The organism is Xanthomonas hawaiiensis (genome assembly GCF_031834635.1).
GTDB lineage: Bacteria > Pseudomonadota > Gammaproteobacteria > Xanthomonadales > Xanthomonadaceae > Xanthomonas_A > Xanthomonas_A sacchari.
In genome coordinates, this window is the sequence record NZ_CP115873.1 from 1,156,102 (window position 1) to 1,173,777 (window position 17,676).

The following is a 17,676-nucleotide window of genomic DNA, read 5'->3' on the forward strand; positions in this document are numbered from 1 at the left end:
TGGTCGTCGCGCCTGCTCGCCGCGCCCGGCCGCTAGACTCTGCGCCATGATCGACTTCCGCACACCGCCCTTGCCGAGCATCCTCGTCGTCGACGACCAGGCCGACGTCCGCGAAGCCTTGCGCATGCTGCTCAAGAGCGCCGGCTACGGCATGGTCGGCGCCGAGTCGCCGGAACTTGCGCTGGCCTGCCTGCGCGGCGACGACTTCGCCGCGGTGCTGGTGGACATGAACTATGCGCGCGACACCACCTCCGGCGCCGAGGGCCTGGCGCTGATCGCGCAGATCGCCGCGCAATGGCCGGGGCTGCCGGTGATCGCGATGACCGCCTGGGCCAGCATCGAGCTGGCGGTGGCGGCGATGCGCGAGGGCGCGGTGGATTTCATCGAAAAGCCCTGGCAGAACGCGCGCGTGCTGGCGGTGCTGGAGAGCCGCATCGCGCTGGACCGCAGCCGCCGCGCCGCGCAACGGCTGGGCGAGGCGCAGGCGCTGCTGCTGCAGGAAAGTGCCGCCGGCTTCGTCGCCGAATCGGCATCGATGCAGCGCCTGGTCGAGGATCTGTCGCGTATCGCCGGCAGCAGCGCCAACGTGCTGCTGCTGGGCGAGAACGGCACCGGCAAGAGTCTGCTGGCGCAGTTGCTGCACCAGTGGTCGCCGCGCCGCGCGCAGGCCTTCGTCAAGGTCAACATCGGTGGCCTGGCGCCCACCCTGTTCGAAGCCGAACTGTTCGGTCACGTCCGCGGCGCCTACACCGACGCGCGCCAGGATCGTGCCGGCCGTTTCGAACTGGCCGACGGCGGCACCCTGTTCCTGGACGAGATCGGCAACCTGCCGCTGCAGCAGCAGCCCAAGCTGCTGCGCGCGATCGAGGACGGCGAGTTCGAGCGGCTCGGCTCCTCGCGCACGCAGCGGGTAGACGTGCGCATCGTTTCGGCGACCAATGCCGACCTGGAGGCGGACGTGGCGGCGGGGCGCTTCCGCCAGGATCTGCTGTACCGGCTCAATACCTTCCAGGTGCGCGTGCCGCCGCTGCGCGAGCGCGCTGCCGACATCCTGCCGCTGGCGCGGCATTACCTGGCCGCCGCCTGCACCCGCTACCGGCGGCCGCTGCCGACGCTGGCGCGCGACGCCGAGCGCGCGCTGCTGGGCTACGCCTGGCCCGGCAACGTGCGCGAGCTGGCGCACGTGATGGAGCGTGCGGCGCTGCTCGCCGACGGCAGCACCCTGGGCAGCGACGACCTGCGCCTGCAGCCGGCGACGAACGCGGCGCCGGCGCTGTCGACGCAACTCACCCTGGAAGAAGCCGAGGCGCTGCTGCTGAAGCAGGCGCTGGCGCAGCACCAAGGCAATCTGCAGCGCACCGCCGACCAGCTCGGCATCACCCGGCAGAGCCTATACCGGCGCCTGGGCAAGCACGGGCTGCGCAGCGATGACGCCGGCTGAGCGACAGCGCTTCCGGCCGCTGTGGCTGGTGGCGCCCGCTTCGCTGGCCTTGGTGCTGGTGCTCGCCGCCGGCGCGCCGCGGTGGCCCGAAGCGTTGCTGTTGCTACTGTGCGTGCTGCTGCTGACTGCGGCGCTGTGGCGCTGGCAGCAGCGCGACGCCGGGCAGCGTCTGCGCACCCTCGGCGGCCTGCTCGACGCGCTGCGCGAGGGCGACTACAGCGTGCGTGCGGCGCAGGACGCGCGCGATGCCGACGGCCTGCTGGCGCGGTTCAACGCCCTGGCGCAACGCCTGCAGGACGAACAGCGCGATTCGCACGAAAGCCTGCAACTGCTGAGCAAGACCCTGGCGGCGCTGGACGGGGCGGTGTTCGCCTTCGAACAGGACCAGCGCCTGCGCCTGATCAATCCGGCCGGCGAGCGCCTGCTCGGCGTCGCCGCCCAGCAGGCGATCGGGCAATCCGCGCAGGCGTTGGGACTCGCCGGCCTGTTCGACGTGCCCTCGGGCAGCATCCAGGCGCATGCGTTCGCCGGGCAGCAGGGGCGCTGGCAGATCGGCCACGCCGCCCTGCGCAGCCGCAGCCAGGCCGGGCGGCTGCTGCTGGTGCAGCCGATGGAGCGCGCGCTGCGCGAGGAGGAGGCGCAGGCCTTCCGCCGCCTGCTGCGCGTGCTCAGCCACGAGATCAACAACTCGCTGACGCCGATCGCCTCGATCGCCGACACCCTCGCGCGGCTGCTGGCGGCCGCGCCGCAGGCACTCGACGCCGACTTGCAGGCCGATCTGCACAACGGACTGGGCGTGATCGAACAGCGCAGCGCGGCGCTGCAGCGCTTCCTGGGCGGCTACGCGCGGCTGGCCAGGTTGCCCGCGCCGGTCCCGGCGCCCGTGGCGCTGGCGCCGCTGTGCGCGCGCGTGCAGCGGCTGCTGGACGATGCGCGGATCCAGGTGGAGATCGCACCGGCGCTGCACGCGCGCGCCGACGCCGATCAGTTGGAGCAGGTGCTGATCAATCTGCTGCGCAACGCCCTGGAAGCCGGCGGCAGCGCGCCGGTGACGCTGCGCGCGCGCGGCGAGGGCGCCGGTGTGCTGATCGAGGTACGCGACGGCGGTGCCGGCCTGCCGCCCAGCGACAACCTGTTCGTGCCGTTCTTCACCACCAAGCCCGGCGGTTCGGGCATCGGCCTGGTGCTGTCGCGGCAGATCCTCGAAGCGCAGGGCGGCAGCCTGCACCTGGAGGCCCGCACCGATGCGCCCGGCAGCGTGGCGACGCTGCGCCTGCCGCTGGCGTAGGGTGGGGTGGGGATCTTCGGCGGGTCCACCCCTTGCGCCACGTGCCGGCATTGCGCGCCGCCGGGAGGCTCCATGCCGTTGTAGGAGCGGCTTCAGCCGCGACGGGCGTTCCCGATAACGCCCGTCGCGGCTGAAGCCGCTTCTACAAAACACCAGCGCGTTCCATCGTGTCGCGGCAACCGCGACCTGGTGGCGGTATGCCGGCCCGCGTATGGCCGAGGACGCCGTACGCGCCGGGGCGATCCCGCTCGCCGCGCCGCCGCCGCAACAGGCAAAATGGCCGCTTCCATCGGGAGCCCGCATGCCACTGGACGACACCGCCGCCCCGCACGTCGCGCGGCGCCCCCGGCGCTGGACGCGCCTGCTGCCGTGGCTGCGCTGGGGCACGGTGGCGCTGCTGTCGACCTTGCTGTTGCTGGACCTGGCGTTTCCGCTGCCGCTGCCGAAATCGCGCGACACCTCGACCCTGGTGGTGGCCGCCGACGGTACGCCGCTGCGTGCCTTTGCCGACAGCAACGGCGTCTGGCGTTATCCGGCCACGCCGGACAGCGTCTCGCCGCTGTACCTGCAGGCGCTGCTGAACTACGAGGACCGCTGGTTCTGGCAGCACCCCGGGGTCAATCCCTGGGCGCTGCTGCGCGCGGCCAAGCAGTGGCTGTTCTCGCGCCACATCGTCTCCGGCGGCTCCACCCTGACCATGCAGGTGGCGCGCATCCTGATGCCGCCCGAGGTCAGCACACGCACGCCGTGGGGCAAGGCCCAGCAGGCGCTGCGCGCGCTGCAGTTGGAAGCGCACCTGAGCAAGCGGCAGATCCTGCAGCTGTACCTGGAGCGCGCGCCCTACGGCGGCACCATCGAGGGCGTGGAGGCGGCGAGCTGGGCCTACCTGGGCAAGCCGGCCGCGCGCCTGTCGCAGGCCGAGGCGGCGTTGCTGGCGGTGCTGCCGCAGGCGCCGAGCCGGCTGCGTCCGGACCGGCATCCGGAGGCGGCGCGCGCGGCGCGCGACAAGGTGCTCGAACGCATGGTCGCACTGCACGTATGGCCGCGCGCGCAGGTCGACGACGCACGCATCGAACCGGTGGTGGCGCGCTCGCTGCAGACGCCCCTGCACGCCGCGCTGCTGGCCGAGCGTCTGCGCCAGCAGCGCCCGCATGCCGCGCACATCGTCTCCACCCTCGACGCCGACCTGCAGCGCACGCTGGAGGACCGGGTCAGCGCCTACTTCTCGCAGCTGCCCGAGCGCACTTCCGCGGCCTTGCTGGTGGTGGACAACCACGACCTGGAGGCGCGCGCCTACATCGGCTCGGTGCAGTTCGGCGACCGCCGCCGGCTCGGCGACGTGGACATGGTGCAGGCCTGGCGCTCGCCCGGTTCCACGCTCAAGCCGTTCCTGTACGGCATGGCCCTGGACGACGGCCTGATCCACTCCGAAAGCCTGCTGGTCGATGCGCCGCAGAGTTTCGGCGACTACCGCCCGGGCAATTTCGACGAAGCCTTCAACGGCCCGATCGGCGCGGCCAGCTCGCTGCGCCTGTCGCTCAACGTGCCGGCGGTGGACCTGCTCGACCGGGTCGGCCCGGCCCGCTTCGCCGCGCGCCTGAGCAACGCCGGCATCGGCCTGAAGTTCCCGCGCGGCAGCACGCCCAACCTGGCGCTGATCCTCGGCGGCACCGGCGCCAAACTCGAGGAACTGGTCGGCGCCTTCGCCGCGCTCAACCGCGACGGCATCGCCGGCCACGTGCGCTACAGCGCCTCGGATAAGCGCATCGAGCGGCGCCTGATGTCGCCGGGCGCGGCCTGGATCGTACGCGAGATGCTCGAGGCCAATCCGCGTCCGGGCTACGGCGTCGGCACCTTCGATGTCGGCGCCCGCCCGCGCGTGGCCTGGAAGACCGGCACCAGCTACGGCTACCGCGATGCCTGGGCGATCGGCAGCACCCGCCGCTACACCGTCGGCGTCTGGGTCGGCCGCCCCGACGGCACGCCGCTGCCCGGCCAGTACGGCGCGGTGACCGCCTTGCCGCTGATGTTCGAGACCATCGACAGCTTGCCGCGCCTGCGCGGCGACAACGCACCGCGGCCGATGCCGGCGACGGTGCAGCAGGTGGACGTGTGCTGGCCGCTGGGCATCGCCGCCGAGCAGACCCCGCCGGCCTTGTGCCAACGGCGCTTCTCCGCCTACGCGCTGGACGGCGCGGTGCCGCCCACCTTCGCCGAGCGCGACGCGCGGCTATGGAGCGCCGGCCGCGAGACCGTGCAGGTGGACGCGCACAGCGGCCTGCGCCTGTCGCCGGACTGCGCGCAACCGCACGCGGCGGTCACCCGCGACCTGGCGCGCTGGCCGGCGCTGCTGACCCCGTGGCTGCACGCCAGCGAGCGCCAGGCCGGGCAACTGCCGGCGCTGTCGCCGGACTGCCGCGACGACGGCCGCGGCCGCAGCGACGTGCTGCGCATCGAAGGCATCAACGACCGCGCCACCCTCGCGCGTGCGCCGGGCAGTGCCAGCGTGCGCCTGCAGGTGCGCGCACTGGGCACGAGCACGCCGGTGGACTGGCTGCTGGACGGCCGCTGGATCGCCCGCACCGAGGGCGCACGCACCTTCCAGCGCGACTTCGCCGACGCCGGCGACCACACCCTGACCGCGCTGGCCAGCAACGGGGCCTGGACCCAGGTCCGGTTCCGGGTGTTGCGCTGAGCAGCGTGGCGCGCGCGCCTTCGTAGAAGCCAATAGTCATGCAAACACCACGACCAGAGTAGGCGGACGATTTGACGTCTGAAGCAGTCGGGACTGAAGTCCCTCCCACAATCGCTCCCGGACACCAACAAGCGTGAGTCCCTGCGAGAGTTGCGGTCGCTTGGCGTTGGCTTTGGCTGTTGCTGTTGCTCTTGCTTTTGACTTGCCGGGTTCCCTTCCGAAGCGGCGGCCATCGCGGGGAAACACCCGAAGGGCGGCGCACATGGATGTGCGCCGTCCGCGGCAGGGGCAGGATGCCCCTTCCGCGGATCCCCGGGATGGACGCGGACCCGGAGCGCGTAGCGCGGAGGGCGCGAGGCAGGGTGTGCTTTCTTTTGGTTACTTTTCTTTGCACAAGCAAAGAAAAGTGACTCGCCGCAAGGCGAAAGCCTCTGCAGTTGCTTCAACCATGTGTGTCAGACCAGAAGGACAATAGGAGCGGCTTCAGCCGCGACAGGCTCCATCGGGAAGGCCTGTCGCGGCTGAAAGCCGCTCCTACGAGGGGGCGTAACGCGGAACCGGTTTACTTGCCGATCCAGCCTTCCAGCATGTCCGAGAACTCGTCGGCGTGCTCTTCTTCCTGGGCCAGGATGTCTTCCAGGATGCGCTTTGTGGTGGTGTCCTTGTCTCCGACGAAATTGATCATCTCGCGGTAGCTGTCGATGGCGATGCGCTCGGCGATCAGATTCTCCTTGACCATGTCGCGCAGATCCTCGCCTTCCTTGTACTCGGCGTGCGAGCGCGCGGTCAGCGTGTCCGGATTGAGGTCCGGTTCGCCGCCCAACTGCACGATGCGCTCGGCGAGCTTGTGCGCATGCGACTGCTCCTGCTGCGCGTGCTCCAGGAACTCGGCCTTGACCGCATCGGCGAGCATGCCCGCGGCCATGAAGTAATGGCGGTAGTAGCGCAGCACGCACACGTACTCGGTGGCCAGCGCGTCGTTGAGCATCTTGATCACCGCCTCGCGGTCGGCGCTGTAGCTCTTGGTGATCGCGCCGTCCTCGATGCTCTGGCGGGCATTGGCGCGCAGCGTGGCGGTGTCGGTCAGGCCGGCGGTGTGCTGCAGCGGCTTGGCATCTGTCTTCGGGGAGGCTGGCTTGTTGGACATGGCTGGCCGTTTCCTGTGGTGGGTAAGGGGAAGGGAATCAGTCGGGAAGATGCTGCAGGACGTAGTCGGCGGCGGAGACCTTGAACTCGCCCGGCGCTTCGACGAACAGCGCACGCACCACGCCGTCGTCGGCGTACAGCGCGAAACGGCGCGCCCGCACGCCCATGCCGTAGCTGCTGGCATCCAGTTCCAGGCCCAGCGCCTTGGCGAAATCGCCATTGCCGTCGGACAGCATCTGCAGGCCGTCCGGCACCAGTTGGCTCTTGCCCCAGGCCTGCATCACGAACGGGTCGTTCACTGCCATGCAGTACACGTCGATGCCGCGTTTGCGGAACGCCTCGAAGTGTTCGACGTAGCCGGGCAGGTGCTTCTCCGAACAGGTCGGGGTGAAGGCGCCGGGCACCGCGAACAGCAGCACGCGGCGGCCATCGAACAGGGTGCGCGTGTCCACGGCTTCGATGCCGTCGCGGATGCGCTGCAGCACCACTTCGGGAATGCGTTCGCCGGTCTGGATGGGCATGTCGGGCTCCTTGGATGAACCGAGTCTAGAAACGGAAATGGGAAGGTGGCGTCAACGCCTTGAAAAGCGCCGCGGCAGGCCTATCTGACGGGCATGGACGACGGGCTGGTCCCGCCGCCGCGAACCGTCCCCTCGGGGGTGTACCTCATTCACGTTTCAGGAGACCACGATGAGCATCGTCCGTTATCGCCAGTGGCCGGCCCAGGCCGCATTCCAGAACGAGATCAAGCAGGTGTTCGACCGCTTCTTCGACCCCAACGGCGGCACCGACGAATCGGCCGTCGTCACCGCGCAGTGGGTGCCGCGCGTGGACATCAAGGAGGAGCCGGAGCGCTTCGTGCTGTACGCCGACCTGCCGGGCATCGACCCGTCGGAGATCGAGGTGTCGATGGACAAGGGCATCCTCTCGATCAAGGGCGAGCGCAAGAGCGAATCGGCGGCCGATACCGAGCGCTTCTCGCGCATCGAGCGCCGCTACGGCAGCTTCCACCGCCGCTTCGCGCTGCCCGACAGCGCGGATCCGGATGGCATTTCCGCCACCGGCTACCATGGCGTGCTGGAAGTGCGCATCCCCAAGCGTCCGGCGAGCACGCCGCGCCGCATCCAGGTCGATACCGGGGCCACGATCGTGCAGTGAGCGCCCGCTCGCAGCGGCGTCGCGCTCGCGACGCCGCGCCCTCGCCGCCGGCCGTAGAATGGCCGGGCGATGGCGCGATGCATGCAACCGGCCCGTTGCCGCAAGGCGGCGGGCCGACTCTTTTTGAGGTGATGGATGGAATTCAAGGATTACTACGCGACCCTGGGCGTGGAACCCAGCGCCGGCGATGCCGAGATCAAGACCGCGTACCGGCGGCTGGCGCGCAAGTACCATCCCGACGTCAGCAAGGAGCCTGGGGCCGAAGAGAAGTTCAAGGCCGTCAACGAGGCCTACGAGGCCTTGCGCGACCCGCCCAAGCGCGCCGCTTACGACCAGTTGCGCGCGCAGGGCTACCGCCCGGGCGAGGAGTTCCACGCGCCGCCCAACTACGGTGGCGCGCAGGGCTTCGATTTCGAGGAAGTGTTCGGCAATGGCGGCGCCGGTGGCGGCTTCAGCGATTTCTTCGAGAGCCTGTTCGCCCGCCAGCAGCGCGCCCGCCAGGGCGCCGGCGCAGGCCCGGGGCCGGGCGCGCCGCGCGGCGACACCCGCGCCAAGCTGGCGGTGCCGCTGGAGGCGGTGTACGCCGGCGACAGTGTGCGCATCACCATCAACGGCAAGCAGTTGGATGTGCGCGTGCCCAAGGGCGTGCGTCCCGGCCAGGTGATCCGGCTGAGCGGGCAGGGCAACGGTGGCAGCAACCTGCTGCTGGAGATCGAGTACGCCGCGCATCCGCAGTTCGAGGTGGACGGCCGCAACATCCTTTACACCCTGCAGGTGACGCCCTGGCAGGCGGCGCTGGGCACCAGCATCAGCGTGCCGACCCTGGGCGGGGCGGTGGAACTGAAGATTCCCCCGGAATCGGATGCCGGCCGCAAGCTGCGCCTGCGCGGCCGCGGCCTGCCCGGCACCCCGCCGGGCGACCAGATCGTCGAACTGGAAGTGCTGGCGCCCGCGCCGGAAACCGAAGCGCAGCGCAAGGCGTATCGCGGGTTGGCCAAGGCGTTTGGCGAGGCCGTATGAGGTGAGGCGGGAGTGGGGAGTGGGGATTCGCAAAAGCGGGCTCCCTCGCGCTGTGGCGTTGTGGGGTCGGCTTCGGCCGCCATGCCGGCCCGATAAAGCGGCCGTACCCGCTTGCGCGGCCCGGCTCGTCATGCGCCTGCAAGCGTGACTGCGCTAGAGCCGCTGCGGCGCAGGGCCGCAGCGGCATCGCCGACAAGCTTGCGCGTTTCGCAAATCTGCAGCTGTGGTGCTTTTCCGTGGGAGGGGCCTCAGCCCCGACGCCTCAACCTTTGAAGCGTCGGGGCTGAAGCCCCTCTCACAAGAGACGCCACCGGCTCTTCGTTTGGTTCCATGCATTGCCCGGCTTGTCGTAGGAGTCAACTGTCATGCACCTGCGATGGCAGGAGGAGCGTACTGGGCCTGATCGCGCGCGATGGCGTTGAGCCAGCGCAGGAACTTGTGCATGCAGGCGACGATGGCGACCTTGGCCGGTTTGCCGCCTGCGCGCAGGCGCGCGTAAGTGTTGGCCAAGGGGGATTTGGCGCGGATGCTGGCCCAGGTGGCCATGTACAGCACGCGCCGCACGTCGGCACGTCCGCCTTTGATGCGGCGTTGGCCTTTCCAGCAGCCGCTGTCGTGATTGAACGGGGCCAGCCCGACCAGGGCAGCGAGCTTGCGTGGCGGCAGCGTGCCCAGCTCTGGCAACCGCGCGGCCAGAACCGCGCGCAGGATCGTGCCGAGCCCAGGCACCTTAGGGAGGCTCGAGCAGGTCTTGCCCTGCTGCCCGATCTCCTGCGTCAACGTCTGGATCTGCTGGTTCAGCAGGGCGATCACCTCTCGGCAGTGGCGTTGCACCTCAGGGCGGGTGATGTGCTCCAGGCGCCGCCGATGGGCATCGCGCTGGCCCACCAGGGTGGCACGCAGGTCCAGCAGTTCGCGAAGAGACTGCTGGTGCCCGGGCACCACGGGCGTGGGGGTGGTCGGGATGTGCTGGGCGGCGATGGCCAGCAGGCGCGCGTCCAGGACATCGGTTTTGGCATGCAGGCCCAAGGCCTGGGCTAGCTTGCGCGGACGATCAGCGGCCATCCGCACTGCCGGCAGGTCCGCCTCTCGGAGCACCTGCAGCACGGCATGTTCGTAGCCGCCACTGGCTTCCAGCACGATCCGCTCGCAGCCCAGCTCGGCCAGGCGTTGGGCCAGCGCACGCTGCCCCTGTGGCGTATTGGCTTGGGTCCAGGTCTGCTCGTCCGGCAGGACATGAATGACCAGTTCGGCCTTGGATACATCGATCCCGACATAGCGCCGCATAGACGTTCTCCACAGTAGACTCAGGCACGAGAGCACTCCTGCCGACGCCCATGCTTGTGGAGTTCGAGCTCGCGACTCGGGCAACTGTTCGGGCTGATGAGGCAGGAGATACGGGGTGCGGCGGCGCTGACTCCTACTCGTGCTTGCTGGCACTACGGCTAAACGGCCTGCCGCACTCCGCTCTCACCCACAACGATAGACCCTCATTTGACACAAGCGGCTTCAGCCGCGACAGGCGTCACCGGTAACGTCTGTCGCGGCTGAAGCCGCTCCTACAAGGGGCGCCGATTGCAACGCGGCCTTACCCCGCGCGCTCAAACGCCGCCCGGAAACCCGCCCTTACGAATCCCCACTCCCCAATCCCGATTCCCGGCTTCTACGGCGCATCCTCGCCGCTGAACACGCGCTCGATCACCTCGTACAGCTCGTCCTCGGAGAACGGCTTGGTGATGTAGGCGCGGGCGCCCTGGCGCATGCCCCACATGCGGTCGGTGTCCTGGTCCTTGGTGGTGACCAGGATCACCGGGATGTTCTGCGTGGTCGGCTCGCGGCGCAGGGTGCGGGTGGCCTGGAAGCCGTTGAGGTTGGGCATCACCACGTCCATCAGCACCAGGTCCGGCAAGGCCGCCTTGGCCGCCTCCACGCCGGCGGCGCCGTCGGTGGCGGTGATCGTTTCGTGCCCCAGCTTTTCCACGATGCGCTGGATGCCCAGCAACTGCGACGGCGAATCGTCGACGATCAGAATGCGTGCCATGTAGTTCCCCCTAGGAGGTTCCGAGTGTAGAGGCAGCGGCGCGAAGGCGGAAAGCGTTGCGTGTCACAAAGCGTCGGCGTGGCTACGCGCCTGGATCCAGCCGCACCACGGTGCGCCCGAACGACTGCCCGGCCAGCATCGTGGCGAACACCTCCGGCAGGCCGGCCAAGTCCACTTCGCGGGTGCAGATCGTCTCCAGGTGGCGCGGCTTCCAGTCGCTGCCCAGGTGCTGCCAGATGCGGTCGCGCAGGTCGCGGGCGGTGCCGGCCGAGCCGATGCCCAGCAGCGATACCCCGCGCAGGATGAAGGGCATCACCGTCATGTCCAGCTCCGCGGTCGCGGCCAGGCCGGCGCTGGCGACGTTGCCGTACGGCGCCGTCTGCGCCAGCAGGCTGGTCAGCATCGCCCCGCCCACGTTGTCCAGGCCGCCGCCGAAGCGCACCGACTCCAGCGGCCGGCTGGTCTGCAAAGCCTCGCGACCGAGCACCTGGGTGGCGCCCCAGGCCTTGAGCTGCTCGGCGCGGTCGGCCTTGCCGCTGACCGCATGCACCTCGAAGCCGGCGCGGCTGAAGAGGTCGATCGCCAGCGAGCCGACCCCGCCGGTGGCGCCGGTCACGCACAGCGGGCCGAGCGCCGGGGTCTGGCGGTTGTCGAGCAGGCGCAGCAGCGCCAGCGCCGCGGTGAAGCCGGCGGTGCCCAGCACCATGCTCTCGCGCAGGCTCAGGCCGGCCGGCAGCGGCACCACCCACCTGGACTCCAGGCGCACGTATTCGCTGTAGCCGCCGTCGCGGGTCTCGCTGAGGCCGCAGCCGGTGACCAGCACCGCATCGCCTTCCTTGAACGCCGGGTCGCTGGAGGCGACCACGTGCCCGGCCACGTCGATGCCGCCGACCAGCGGGAAGCGGCGCAGGATCTTGCCCTGGCCGGTGCCGGCCAGCGCGTCCTTGAAGTTCACCGAGGACCACGCCGCCCGGATCACCACCTCGCCCTCGCTGAGCTGGTCCAGGGACAGCGGGACGAGGCCGGCGTGGTAGCCGCTGGCGTCCTGATGGATGCGGAAGGCGGAGAACTGGGCGGGAACGGACATGGAACACCTTGGTCGGCACGCAGGAATGCACCAAGATACCCTTTCGAAACGGCGGGTCTGCCCCATCTTGTAGAATCGGCGACTCATTTCCGGTGACCGGCGCGTGACCGACGCGGCGCCACCTTCCTTCTTGGAGCATGCATGGCCTGGAACACACCTGGCGGCAAGGGCGGAGACGGCCCGGACAATCACGGGCGCGGTCCCTGGCCACCGCGTGGCGGCAATGGGGGAGGCAAGTGGGGTGGGTTGCCCGGTCCGTTGAAGGACCTGTTCGGCGACGGCGGCGGCATCGGCCGCTGGATCCTGGGCGCGGTGGTGCTGGTGCTGCTGTTCAGCAGCTTCCAGTTGATCGGCGAGCAGCAGCGCGGTGTGGTGCTGCGCTTCGGCCAGTTCTCGCGGATCCTGCAGCCCGGCCCGAACTTCAAGCTGCCGTGGCCGATCGAGACCGTGCGCAAGGTCGACGCCACTCGCATCAAGACCTTCGACAGCCAGTTGCCGGTGCTGACCGGCGACGAGAACATCGTCAACGTCTCGCTCAACGTGCAGTACCGGGTCGAGGATCCGCGCACCTACGTGTTCGGTGCGCGCAACGCCGACCTGGTGCTGGAGCAGGCCGCGCAGAGCGCGGTGCGCGAGCAGATCGGCCGCTCGGATCTCAACACGGTGCTCAACAACCGCGGGCCGATGGCGGTGGCCGCGCGCGAGCGCCTGCAGGCCGCGCTCAAGGCCTATCACACCGGCCTGATCGTGACCGGCCTGACCCTGCCCGACGCGCGTCCGCCGGAGGAAGTGAAGTCGGCCTTCGACGAGGTCAACGGCGCCCAGCAGGTCAAGGAGCGGCTGATCAACGAGGCCCAGGCCTACGCCGCCAAGGTGGTGCCGGAGGCGCGCGGCCAGGCGGCACGCACCCGCACCGTGGCCGAAGGCTACAAGGAAGCGGCGATCGCCCGCGCGCAGGGCGACGCCGAGCGTTTCACCCTGCTGCAGCAGCAGTACCAGAACGCGCCGGACGTCACCCGCAAGCGGCTGTGGCTGGAGACGATCCAGCAGGTGCTGGCGGAGAACCGCAAGGTCATCGGCGGCGACGGCCGCCAGCTGATCTACGTGCCGATGCCGGCCGACAGCAAGGCGCCGGCGGCGGCGACCCCGCCGACGCCTACCACGTCGCTGCCGACGTTGCCGCAGGAAGTGTTGCTGCCGGCCCTGAACAGCACGTCGGCCGAAAGTGTCCGCAACCCGGAGCGCACGCCGCGCCCGACCGGCCGTGAGGAGATCCAGCGATGAAACTGTCATTGTGGGCGGGCATTGCCGTCGTCGCGCTGTTCGCGCTGCTCAGCTCGGTGTTCGTGGTGCCCGAGGACAAGGCGGCGATGGTGCTGAACCTGGGCCGCGTGGTGCGTGCCGACCTCAAGCCGGGCCTGCACTTCAAGGTGCCGCTGGTCGAGTCGGTGCGCATGTTCGACCGCCGCTTCCAGGTGATCGACACCAACCCGGCGCGCTATTTCACCGCCGAGCAGAAGGACGTCAGCGTCAGCTTCTTCGCCATCGGCTACATCTCTGACGTGCGCGCCTTCTTCCGCGCCACCCAGGGCGGCGACGAGAAGGTGGCCAACAGCCTGCTGGCGCCGATCATCACCGACTCGCTGCGCAACCAGATCAACTCGCGCACCCTGCAGCAGCTGGTGTCCGGCGACCGCAGCGAGCTGATCGCCAAGCAACTGGTGGCGATCAACGCGGCGAGCAAGACCCTGGGCATGCAGATCGTCGACCTGCGCATCAAACAGATCGACCTGCCGACCGACAGCCAAGTGATCAACGACGTGTACGAGCGCATGCGCGCGCAGCGCAAGCAGGAAGCGGCGAAGCTGCGCGCCGAGGGCGAGGAGCAGGCGCTGACCATCCGCGCCCAGGCCGACCGCGAGAGCACCGTGCTGGTCGCCGAGGCTGAGCGCGACGCGCAGAAGCTGCGCGGCGAAGGCGATGCCGAGGCCGCCAGCGTGTACGGCAAGGCCGGCTCCGCCGACCCGTCGTTCTACGCCTTCTACCGCAGCCTGGAGGCCTACCGCGGCGGCATGGCCGACGGCAACGGCGTGATCGTGCTCGACAAGAACGATCCGTTCCTGCAGTACCTCAAGAGCGAGCGCTGAGGGGCGGGATTGGGGAATGGGGACTGGGGATTCGCAAGAGCGGGTTCCCGGTCGCCATGCAGTTGTAGGAGCGGCTTCAGCCGCGACACGCGTTACTGGGAATGCCCGGTCGCGGCTGAAGCCGCTCCTACCTGCACCCTCGGGCTGCGGCCCAGCGTCATCGGAGACCGCCATGCACGATCTCATCGCCGCGGTCTGCCTGATGGTGATCCTGGAAGGCCTGCTGCTGTTCGCCGCGCCGGAGGCGTGGCGCCGCATGGTGCAGCAGATCTCGAGCATGCCGACGCGGCAGCTGCGCGGGGCCGGCGCCATTGCCGTCGGCATGGGCCTGCTGGCGCTGTGGTGGGTGCGCGCCTGACCGCAGCCTGATCGCTGCCGTCGGGCGGATCGCTGAACGCGGCAGGGGAAGGGGTGGTGACCGCCACCCAAAACCCGGATAATGCACAAAAGCCGGCCGGGCCCGCTCCACGCGAGCGTCTCGACCGGCTTTTTCCGTGTATGGGTCTTGTCGCCGCCTGGACGCTCCCCGATGGAGCAACCGCGCTGGTGTCGGTCGGACCCCGCACGGCCACCACATCCGCGTGGCCCCGACGGTCGCGCAGCAAACCAGGAGTTACCCAGCCATGGGTCAGTCAGTTGTCGTGCTCGGCGCCCAGTGGGGCGATGAAGGCAAAGGCAAGATCGTCGATCTGCTCACCGAGGAAATCGGTGCCGTCGTGCGTTTCCAGGGCGGCCACAACGCCGGCCACACCCTCGTCATCAACGGCAAGAAGACCGTCCTGCACCTGATCCCGTCCGGCATCCTGCGCGCCGACGCGCTGTGCCTGATCGGCAACGGCGTGGTGATCTCCCCGGCCGCGCTGCGCAAGGAGATCGAGGAGCTGGAGACCTCCGGCGTGGAAGTGCGGTCGCGCCTGAAGATCTCGCCGGCCGCGCCGCTGATCATGCCGTACCACATCGCCCTGGATCAGGCCCGCGAGAAGGCCGCCGGCGGCAAGGCTATCGGCACCACCGGCCGCGGCATCGGCCCGGCCTACGAAGACAAGGTGGCGCGTCGCGGCATCCGCGTCGCCGACCTGCATTACCCGCCGCAGCTGGAAGAGCTGCTGCGTACCGCGCTGGACTACCACAACTTCGTGCTGACCAAGTACCTGGGCGTGGAAGCGGTCGACTTCCAGAAGACCTTCGACGAAGCGCTGGCCTTCGGCGAGTACGTGCAGCCGATGAAGTCCGACGTGGCCGGCATCCTTCATGACCTGCGCAAGCAGGGCAAGCGCGTGCTGTTCGAAGGCGCGCAGGGCGCGCTGCTGGACATCGACCACGGCACCTATCCCTACGTCACCAGCTCCAACACCACCGTCGGCGGCGCGCTGGCCGGCACCGGCGTGGGCGCGCAGGACATCGACTACGTGCTGGGCATCGCCAAGGCCTACGCCACCCGCGTCGGCGGCGGCCCGTTCCCGACCGAACTGGACGACGAGATCGGCCAGGGCATCCGCGACCGCGGCGCCGAGTACGGCGCCTCCACCGGCCGTCCGCGCCGCTGCGGCTGGATGGACATCGTCGCGCTCAAGCGCGCCGTGGCCATCAACGGCATCTCCGGCCTGTGCATCACCAAGCTCGACGTGCTCGATGGCATGGAGAAGCTGAAGGTGTGCATCGCCTACGAATACCGCGGCAAGCGCACCGAATACGCGCCGCTGGACGCGCAGGGCTGGGAAGAGTGCACCCCCGTGTACCTGGAGTTCCCGGGCTGGAGCGAGAACACCCACGGCATCACCGTGTGGGACGAACTGCCGCCCGCCGCCCGCGCCTACCTGCGTGCGCTGGAGGAACTGGCCGGCTGCCCGATCTCGATCGTCTCCACCGGCCCGGACCGCGAGCACACCATGGTGCTGCAGGATCCGTTCGCCTGATCCTGGCGCGCGCTGCGGCGTTCAGCGAAAGCCCCGCCTCGGCGGGGCTTTTTATCGTTTGATGGTGTTTAGGGCGCGAGCAAGGATTGGCTCATTTCTGGTTGCCAACAAAGGCGTCAAAAGGATGGTCTACCTTTGGGGCGATTTGCTTGACATACAGGAGTTGTTTTAAATGTTTTGGATTCTTTCCACGATCATTCATGGGCATATTGATCCGACCAATCAGGAGCCGCCGAAGGACAATGGCTGATCTCAAGATTGGTGTACGCATTTTCCCTGAATATGCCTGACTTGATATCCATTTGGACTTTGGTTGGATGGTCCATGTGATGGGTTTGCGGTGCGCTTTTTTGGGGCGAGGAGTTGTCTCCTCGCTCCATTGATAGCTGTTCATTAATCGGGCCGGCAGGATAGTGGCGTGCCTCCGCTAATTGCTCCTGCTAATGTCGCGTCGCTGTCGATCCGAAGGAGGATCGCCGATGTTCAAGGAGCTATTCGACACGCTGTTCAACCGCAGACCACCCAGTCCGGACGCATTCGCCCGGCTGTTCCAGGGGGCTTTGCAGGCGCGCGGCTATGCCGAACCCCTCACGTACCAGCCGGACGCCTTCCGCCTGGTCGGCCAGAACGGCCGCACCATCCACCTGCACAACGCCTACCACTCCTATACCCAGGCCGACCGGCGCAGGCGCAACGAGGCGCTGCACAGCTACGTCGCTGCCTTCCTCAACGAGCAGGAGGAAAGCCGCCAGCAACGCAGCTTCGAGGAACTGCGCGCCACGCTGATGCCGGTGATCCGCAACCGCGGCATGTTCGAGGATCTGCGCCTGGAGCAGCAGTGCGAGAAGGGCATGGACGTGCCGTTCCCCTATGCGTGCCGCGATATCGCCGAGGATTGCGTCGAGCTGCTGGCGCTGGACTTGCCCGATTCGACCTCCACCCTGATCGCCGGGCCGCGGCCGGAGTGGGGCATCTCCCTGGACGAGGGCCTGGCCATCGCCCGCGACAACCTGCGCGACGCCACCGAAGACCGTTTTGCCGAAGTCGCGCCCGGCGTGTTCCGTGGCGCCTGGTACGACGCCTACGACACCAGTCGGGCCTTGTTGCCGGACGTGCTGCATCGCGCGCCGGTGGCGGGGCGTCCGGTGTTCATGCTGCCCACGCGCGATTGCCTGCTGGTGGTCGGCGAGCGCGACAACGTCGCCATGGCCCTCATGCTGGAACTGAGCCTGCAAGCGGCCGAGCATGGCCGCTGCATCTCCTGGCTGGTCTTCACCTACGACGACGCGCGCCGCATGGTGCCGTTCGCCCTGACGGCGCCCGAGCACCGGCAGCGCCAGGCCGACCTGCGGCGGAGGCTGGACACGCCGGCCTACGCCGGCCAGAAGGCGCTGCTCGACAAGCTGCACGAGGCCAACGACGTGGATGTGTTCGTGGCCTCGTTCAACGTCTATCAGGACCGCAACGACAGCACGCGGCAGGTGTCGGTCGGCACCTGGACCGAGGGCGTGGACACCTTGTTGCCAAGGACCGAGCACATCGCCTTCGTCGTCCCGCGCGACGACGGCGAAGCCGACGTGACCGTCGTGGAGTGGGAGCAGGCGTTCGCCCTGCTCGGCGACCTGATGGAGCGCCAGCCGAACCTGTATCCGCCGCGCTATCGTGTGCGTTCCTTCCCCAGCGTCGAGCAGTTGCGGCAATTGCCGCCGGTGTGAATCCCGGCGCGTCGGCTGGCCA

General features: G+C 69.0%; 16 protein-coding genes. 10 read left to right on the forward strand and 6 right to left on the reverse strand.

All coding sequences use genetic code 11. From position 1 onward, the window contains the following. Positions 1-46: 46 nt before the first annotated feature. The 3 genes from PG878_RS05135 (at position 47) to pbpC (ending at position 5,424) form a co-directional block, all read left to right on the forward strand. A complete protein-coding gene (locus PG878_RS05135) occupies positions 47-1,441 on the forward strand; it encodes a sigma-54-dependent transcriptional regulator (RefSeq protein WP_209032042.1) in 1,395 nt (464 codons plus the stop codon). 799 nt (positions 1,442-2,240) lie between these two features. Then, complete coding sequence (locus PG878_RS05140; RefSeq protein ID WP_209032058.1) at positions 2,241-2,729, forward strand: sensor histidine kinase; 489 nt, start codon at positions 2,241-2,243, stop codon at positions 2,727-2,729. A gap of 301 nt (positions 2,730-3,030) precedes the next feature. Next, positions 3,031-5,424: a penicillin-binding protein 1C gene (gene pbpC, locus PG878_RS05145; RefSeq protein ID WP_209032043.1), complete on the forward strand. Its 2,394-nt coding sequence runs from the start codon at positions 3,031-3,033 to the stop codon at positions 5,422-5,424. Positions 5,425-5,986: 562 nt separating this feature from the next. Here pbpC and PG878_RS05150 read toward each other — a convergent pair. Next, the gene (locus PG878_RS05150; protein ID WP_209032044.1) at positions 5,987-6,571 is read right to left on the reverse strand and encodes a ferritin-like domain-containing protein; all 585 of its coding nucleotides are present in this window, start codon (positions 6,569-6,571) and stop codon (positions 5,987-5,989) included. Positions 6,572-6,608: 37 nt separating this feature from the next. Further along, on the reverse strand, positions 6,609-7,091 hold the full coding sequence (locus PG878_RS05155; RefSeq protein ID WP_209032045.1) for a peroxiredoxin: 483 nt from the start codon (positions 7,089-7,091) through the stop codon (positions 6,609-6,611). Positions 7,092-7,260: 169 nt separating this feature from the next. Here PG878_RS05155 and PG878_RS05160 point away from each other — a divergent pair, with 169 nt between their 5' ends. After that, positions 7,261-7,728, forward strand: a complete 468-nt coding sequence (locus PG878_RS05160) for an Hsp20/alpha crystallin family protein (RefSeq protein WP_010341349.1) — start codon at positions 7,261-7,263, stop codon at positions 7,726-7,728. Between the two features lie 135 nt (positions 7,729-7,863). Then, positions 7,864-8,748, forward strand: coding sequence for a DnaJ C-terminal domain-containing protein (locus PG878_RS05165; protein ID WP_209032046.1), 885 nt, complete (start codon positions 7,864-7,866; stop codon positions 8,746-8,748). Positions 8,749-9,111: 363 nt separating this feature from the next. Here PG878_RS05165 and PG878_RS05170 read toward each other — a convergent pair whose 3' ends face one another. From PG878_RS05170 to PG878_RS05180, 3 genes are all read right to left on the reverse strand, one after another. Further along, positions 9,112-10,035: an IS110 family transposase gene (locus PG878_RS05170; RefSeq protein WP_311163327.1), complete on the reverse strand. Its 924-nt coding sequence runs from the start codon at positions 10,033-10,035 to the stop codon at positions 9,112-9,114. A gap of 376 nt (positions 10,036-10,411) precedes the next feature. Then, on the reverse strand, positions 10,412-10,789 hold the full coding sequence (gene pilH, locus PG878_RS05175) for a twitching motility response regulator PilH (protein WP_010340114.1): 378 nt from the start codon (positions 10,787-10,789) through the stop codon (positions 10,412-10,414). An 82-nt stretch (positions 10,790-10,871) separates the two neighbouring features. Further along, positions 10,872-11,876: an acrylyl-CoA reductase family protein gene (locus tag PG878_RS05180; RefSeq protein ID WP_209029424.1), complete on the reverse strand. Its 1,005-nt coding sequence runs from the start codon at positions 11,874-11,876 to the stop codon at positions 10,872-10,874. 141 nt (positions 11,877-12,017) lie between these two features. Between PG878_RS05180 and hflK the strand changes: the two genes are divergently transcribed. From hflK to PG878_RS05200, 4 genes are all read left to right on the forward strand, one after another. Further along, positions 12,018-13,160, forward strand: coding sequence for an FtsH protease activity modulator HflK (gene hflK / locus PG878_RS05185; protein WP_209029425.1), 1,143 nt, complete (start codon positions 12,018-12,020; stop codon positions 13,158-13,160). Beyond that, positions 13,157-14,023 carry a protease modulator HflC gene (hflC, locus tag PG878_RS05190; RefSeq protein ID WP_209029426.1) on the forward strand — a complete coding sequence of 289 codons (867 nt, stop codon included), beginning with the start codon at positions 13,157-13,159 and terminating at the stop codon, positions 14,021-14,023. The genes hflK and hflC overlap by 4 nt, the downstream gene beginning before the upstream one ends. A 172-nt stretch (positions 14,024-14,195) precedes the next feature. Beyond that, positions 14,196-14,381: a DUF2065 domain-containing protein gene (locus PG878_RS05195; RefSeq protein ID WP_209029427.1), complete on the forward strand. Its 186-nt coding sequence runs from the start codon at positions 14,196-14,198 to the stop codon at positions 14,379-14,381. 265 nt (positions 14,382-14,646) lie between these two features. Then, the gene (locus tag PG878_RS05200; RefSeq protein ID WP_010340110.1) at positions 14,647-15,939 is read left to right on the forward strand and encodes an adenylosuccinate synthase; all 1,293 of its coding nucleotides are present in this window, start codon (positions 14,647-14,649) and stop codon (positions 15,937-15,939) included. 91 nt (positions 15,940-16,030) lie between these two features. Here the strand turns inward: PG878_RS05200 and PG878_RS05205 are convergent, their stop codons facing one another. Then, on the reverse strand, positions 16,031-16,333 hold the full coding sequence (locus PG878_RS05205; RefSeq protein ID WP_209029428.1) for a hypothetical protein: 303 nt from the start codon (positions 16,331-16,333) through the stop codon (positions 16,031-16,033). A gap of 85 nt (positions 16,334-16,418) precedes the next feature. On the opposite strand from PG878_RS05205, the gene PG878_RS05210 reads away from it, so the two are divergent. After that, positions 16,419-17,654 (forward strand): DUF1444 domain-containing protein, encoded by a 1,236-nt coding sequence (locus PG878_RS05210; RefSeq protein WP_209029429.1) that lies wholly within the window; start codon positions 16,419-16,421, stop codon positions 17,652-17,654. Positions 17,655-17,676 lie beyond the last annotated feature (22 nt).

Coding starts and splice junctions, on each gene's coding strand:
- PG878_RS05135 (WP_209032042.1), top strand. CDS start 47: ATGATCGACTTCCGCACACCGCCCTTGCCGAGCATCCTCGTCGTCGAC.
- pbpC (WP_209032043.1), top strand. CDS start 3,031: ATGCCACTGGACGACACCGCCGCCCCGCACGTCGCGCGGCGCCCCCGG.
- PG878_RS05150 (WP_209032044.1), bottom strand. CDS start 6,571: ATGTCCAACAAGCCAGCCTCCCCGAAGACAGATGCCAAGCCGCTGCAG.
- PG878_RS05155 (WP_209032045.1), bottom strand. CDS start 7,091: ATGCCCATCCAGACCGGCGAACGCATTCCCGAAGTGGTGCTGCAGCGC.
- PG878_RS05160 (WP_010341349.1), top strand. CDS start 7,261: ATGAGCATCGTCCGTTATCGCCAGTGGCCGGCCCAGGCCGCATTCCAG.
- PG878_RS05165 (WP_209032046.1), top strand. CDS start 7,864: ATGGAATTCAAGGATTACTACGCGACCCTGGGCGTGGAACCCAGCGCC.
- PG878_RS05170 (WP_311163327.1), bottom strand. CDS start 10,035: ATGCGGCGCTATGTCGGGATCGATGTATCCAAGGCCGAACTGGTCATT.
- pilH (WP_010340114.1), bottom strand. CDS start 10,789: ATGGCACGCATTCTGATCGTCGACGATTCGCCGTCGCAGTTGCTGGGC.
- PG878_RS05180 (WP_209029424.1), bottom strand. CDS start 11,876: ATGTCCGTTCCCGCCCAGTTCTCCGCCTTCCGCATCCATCAGGACGCC.
- hflK (WP_209029425.1), top strand. CDS start 12,018: ATGGCCTGGAACACACCTGGCGGCAAGGGCGGAGACGGCCCGGACAAT.
- hflC (WP_209029426.1), top strand. CDS start 13,157: ATGAAACTGTCATTGTGGGCGGGCATTGCCGTCGTCGCGCTGTTCGCG.
- PG878_RS05195 (WP_209029427.1), top strand. CDS start 14,196: ATGCACGATCTCATCGCCGCGGTCTGCCTGATGGTGATCCTGGAAGGC.
- PG878_RS05200 (WP_010340110.1), top strand. CDS start 14,647: ATGGGTCAGTCAGTTGTCGTGCTCGGCGCCCAGTGGGGCGATGAAGGC.
- PG878_RS05205 (WP_209029428.1), bottom strand. CDS start 16,333: ATGAACAGCTATCAATGGAGCGAGGAGACAACTCCTCGCCCCAAAAAA.
- PG878_RS05210 (WP_209029429.1), top strand. CDS start 16,419: ATGTTCAAGGAGCTATTCGACACGCTGTTCAACCGCAGACCACCCAGT.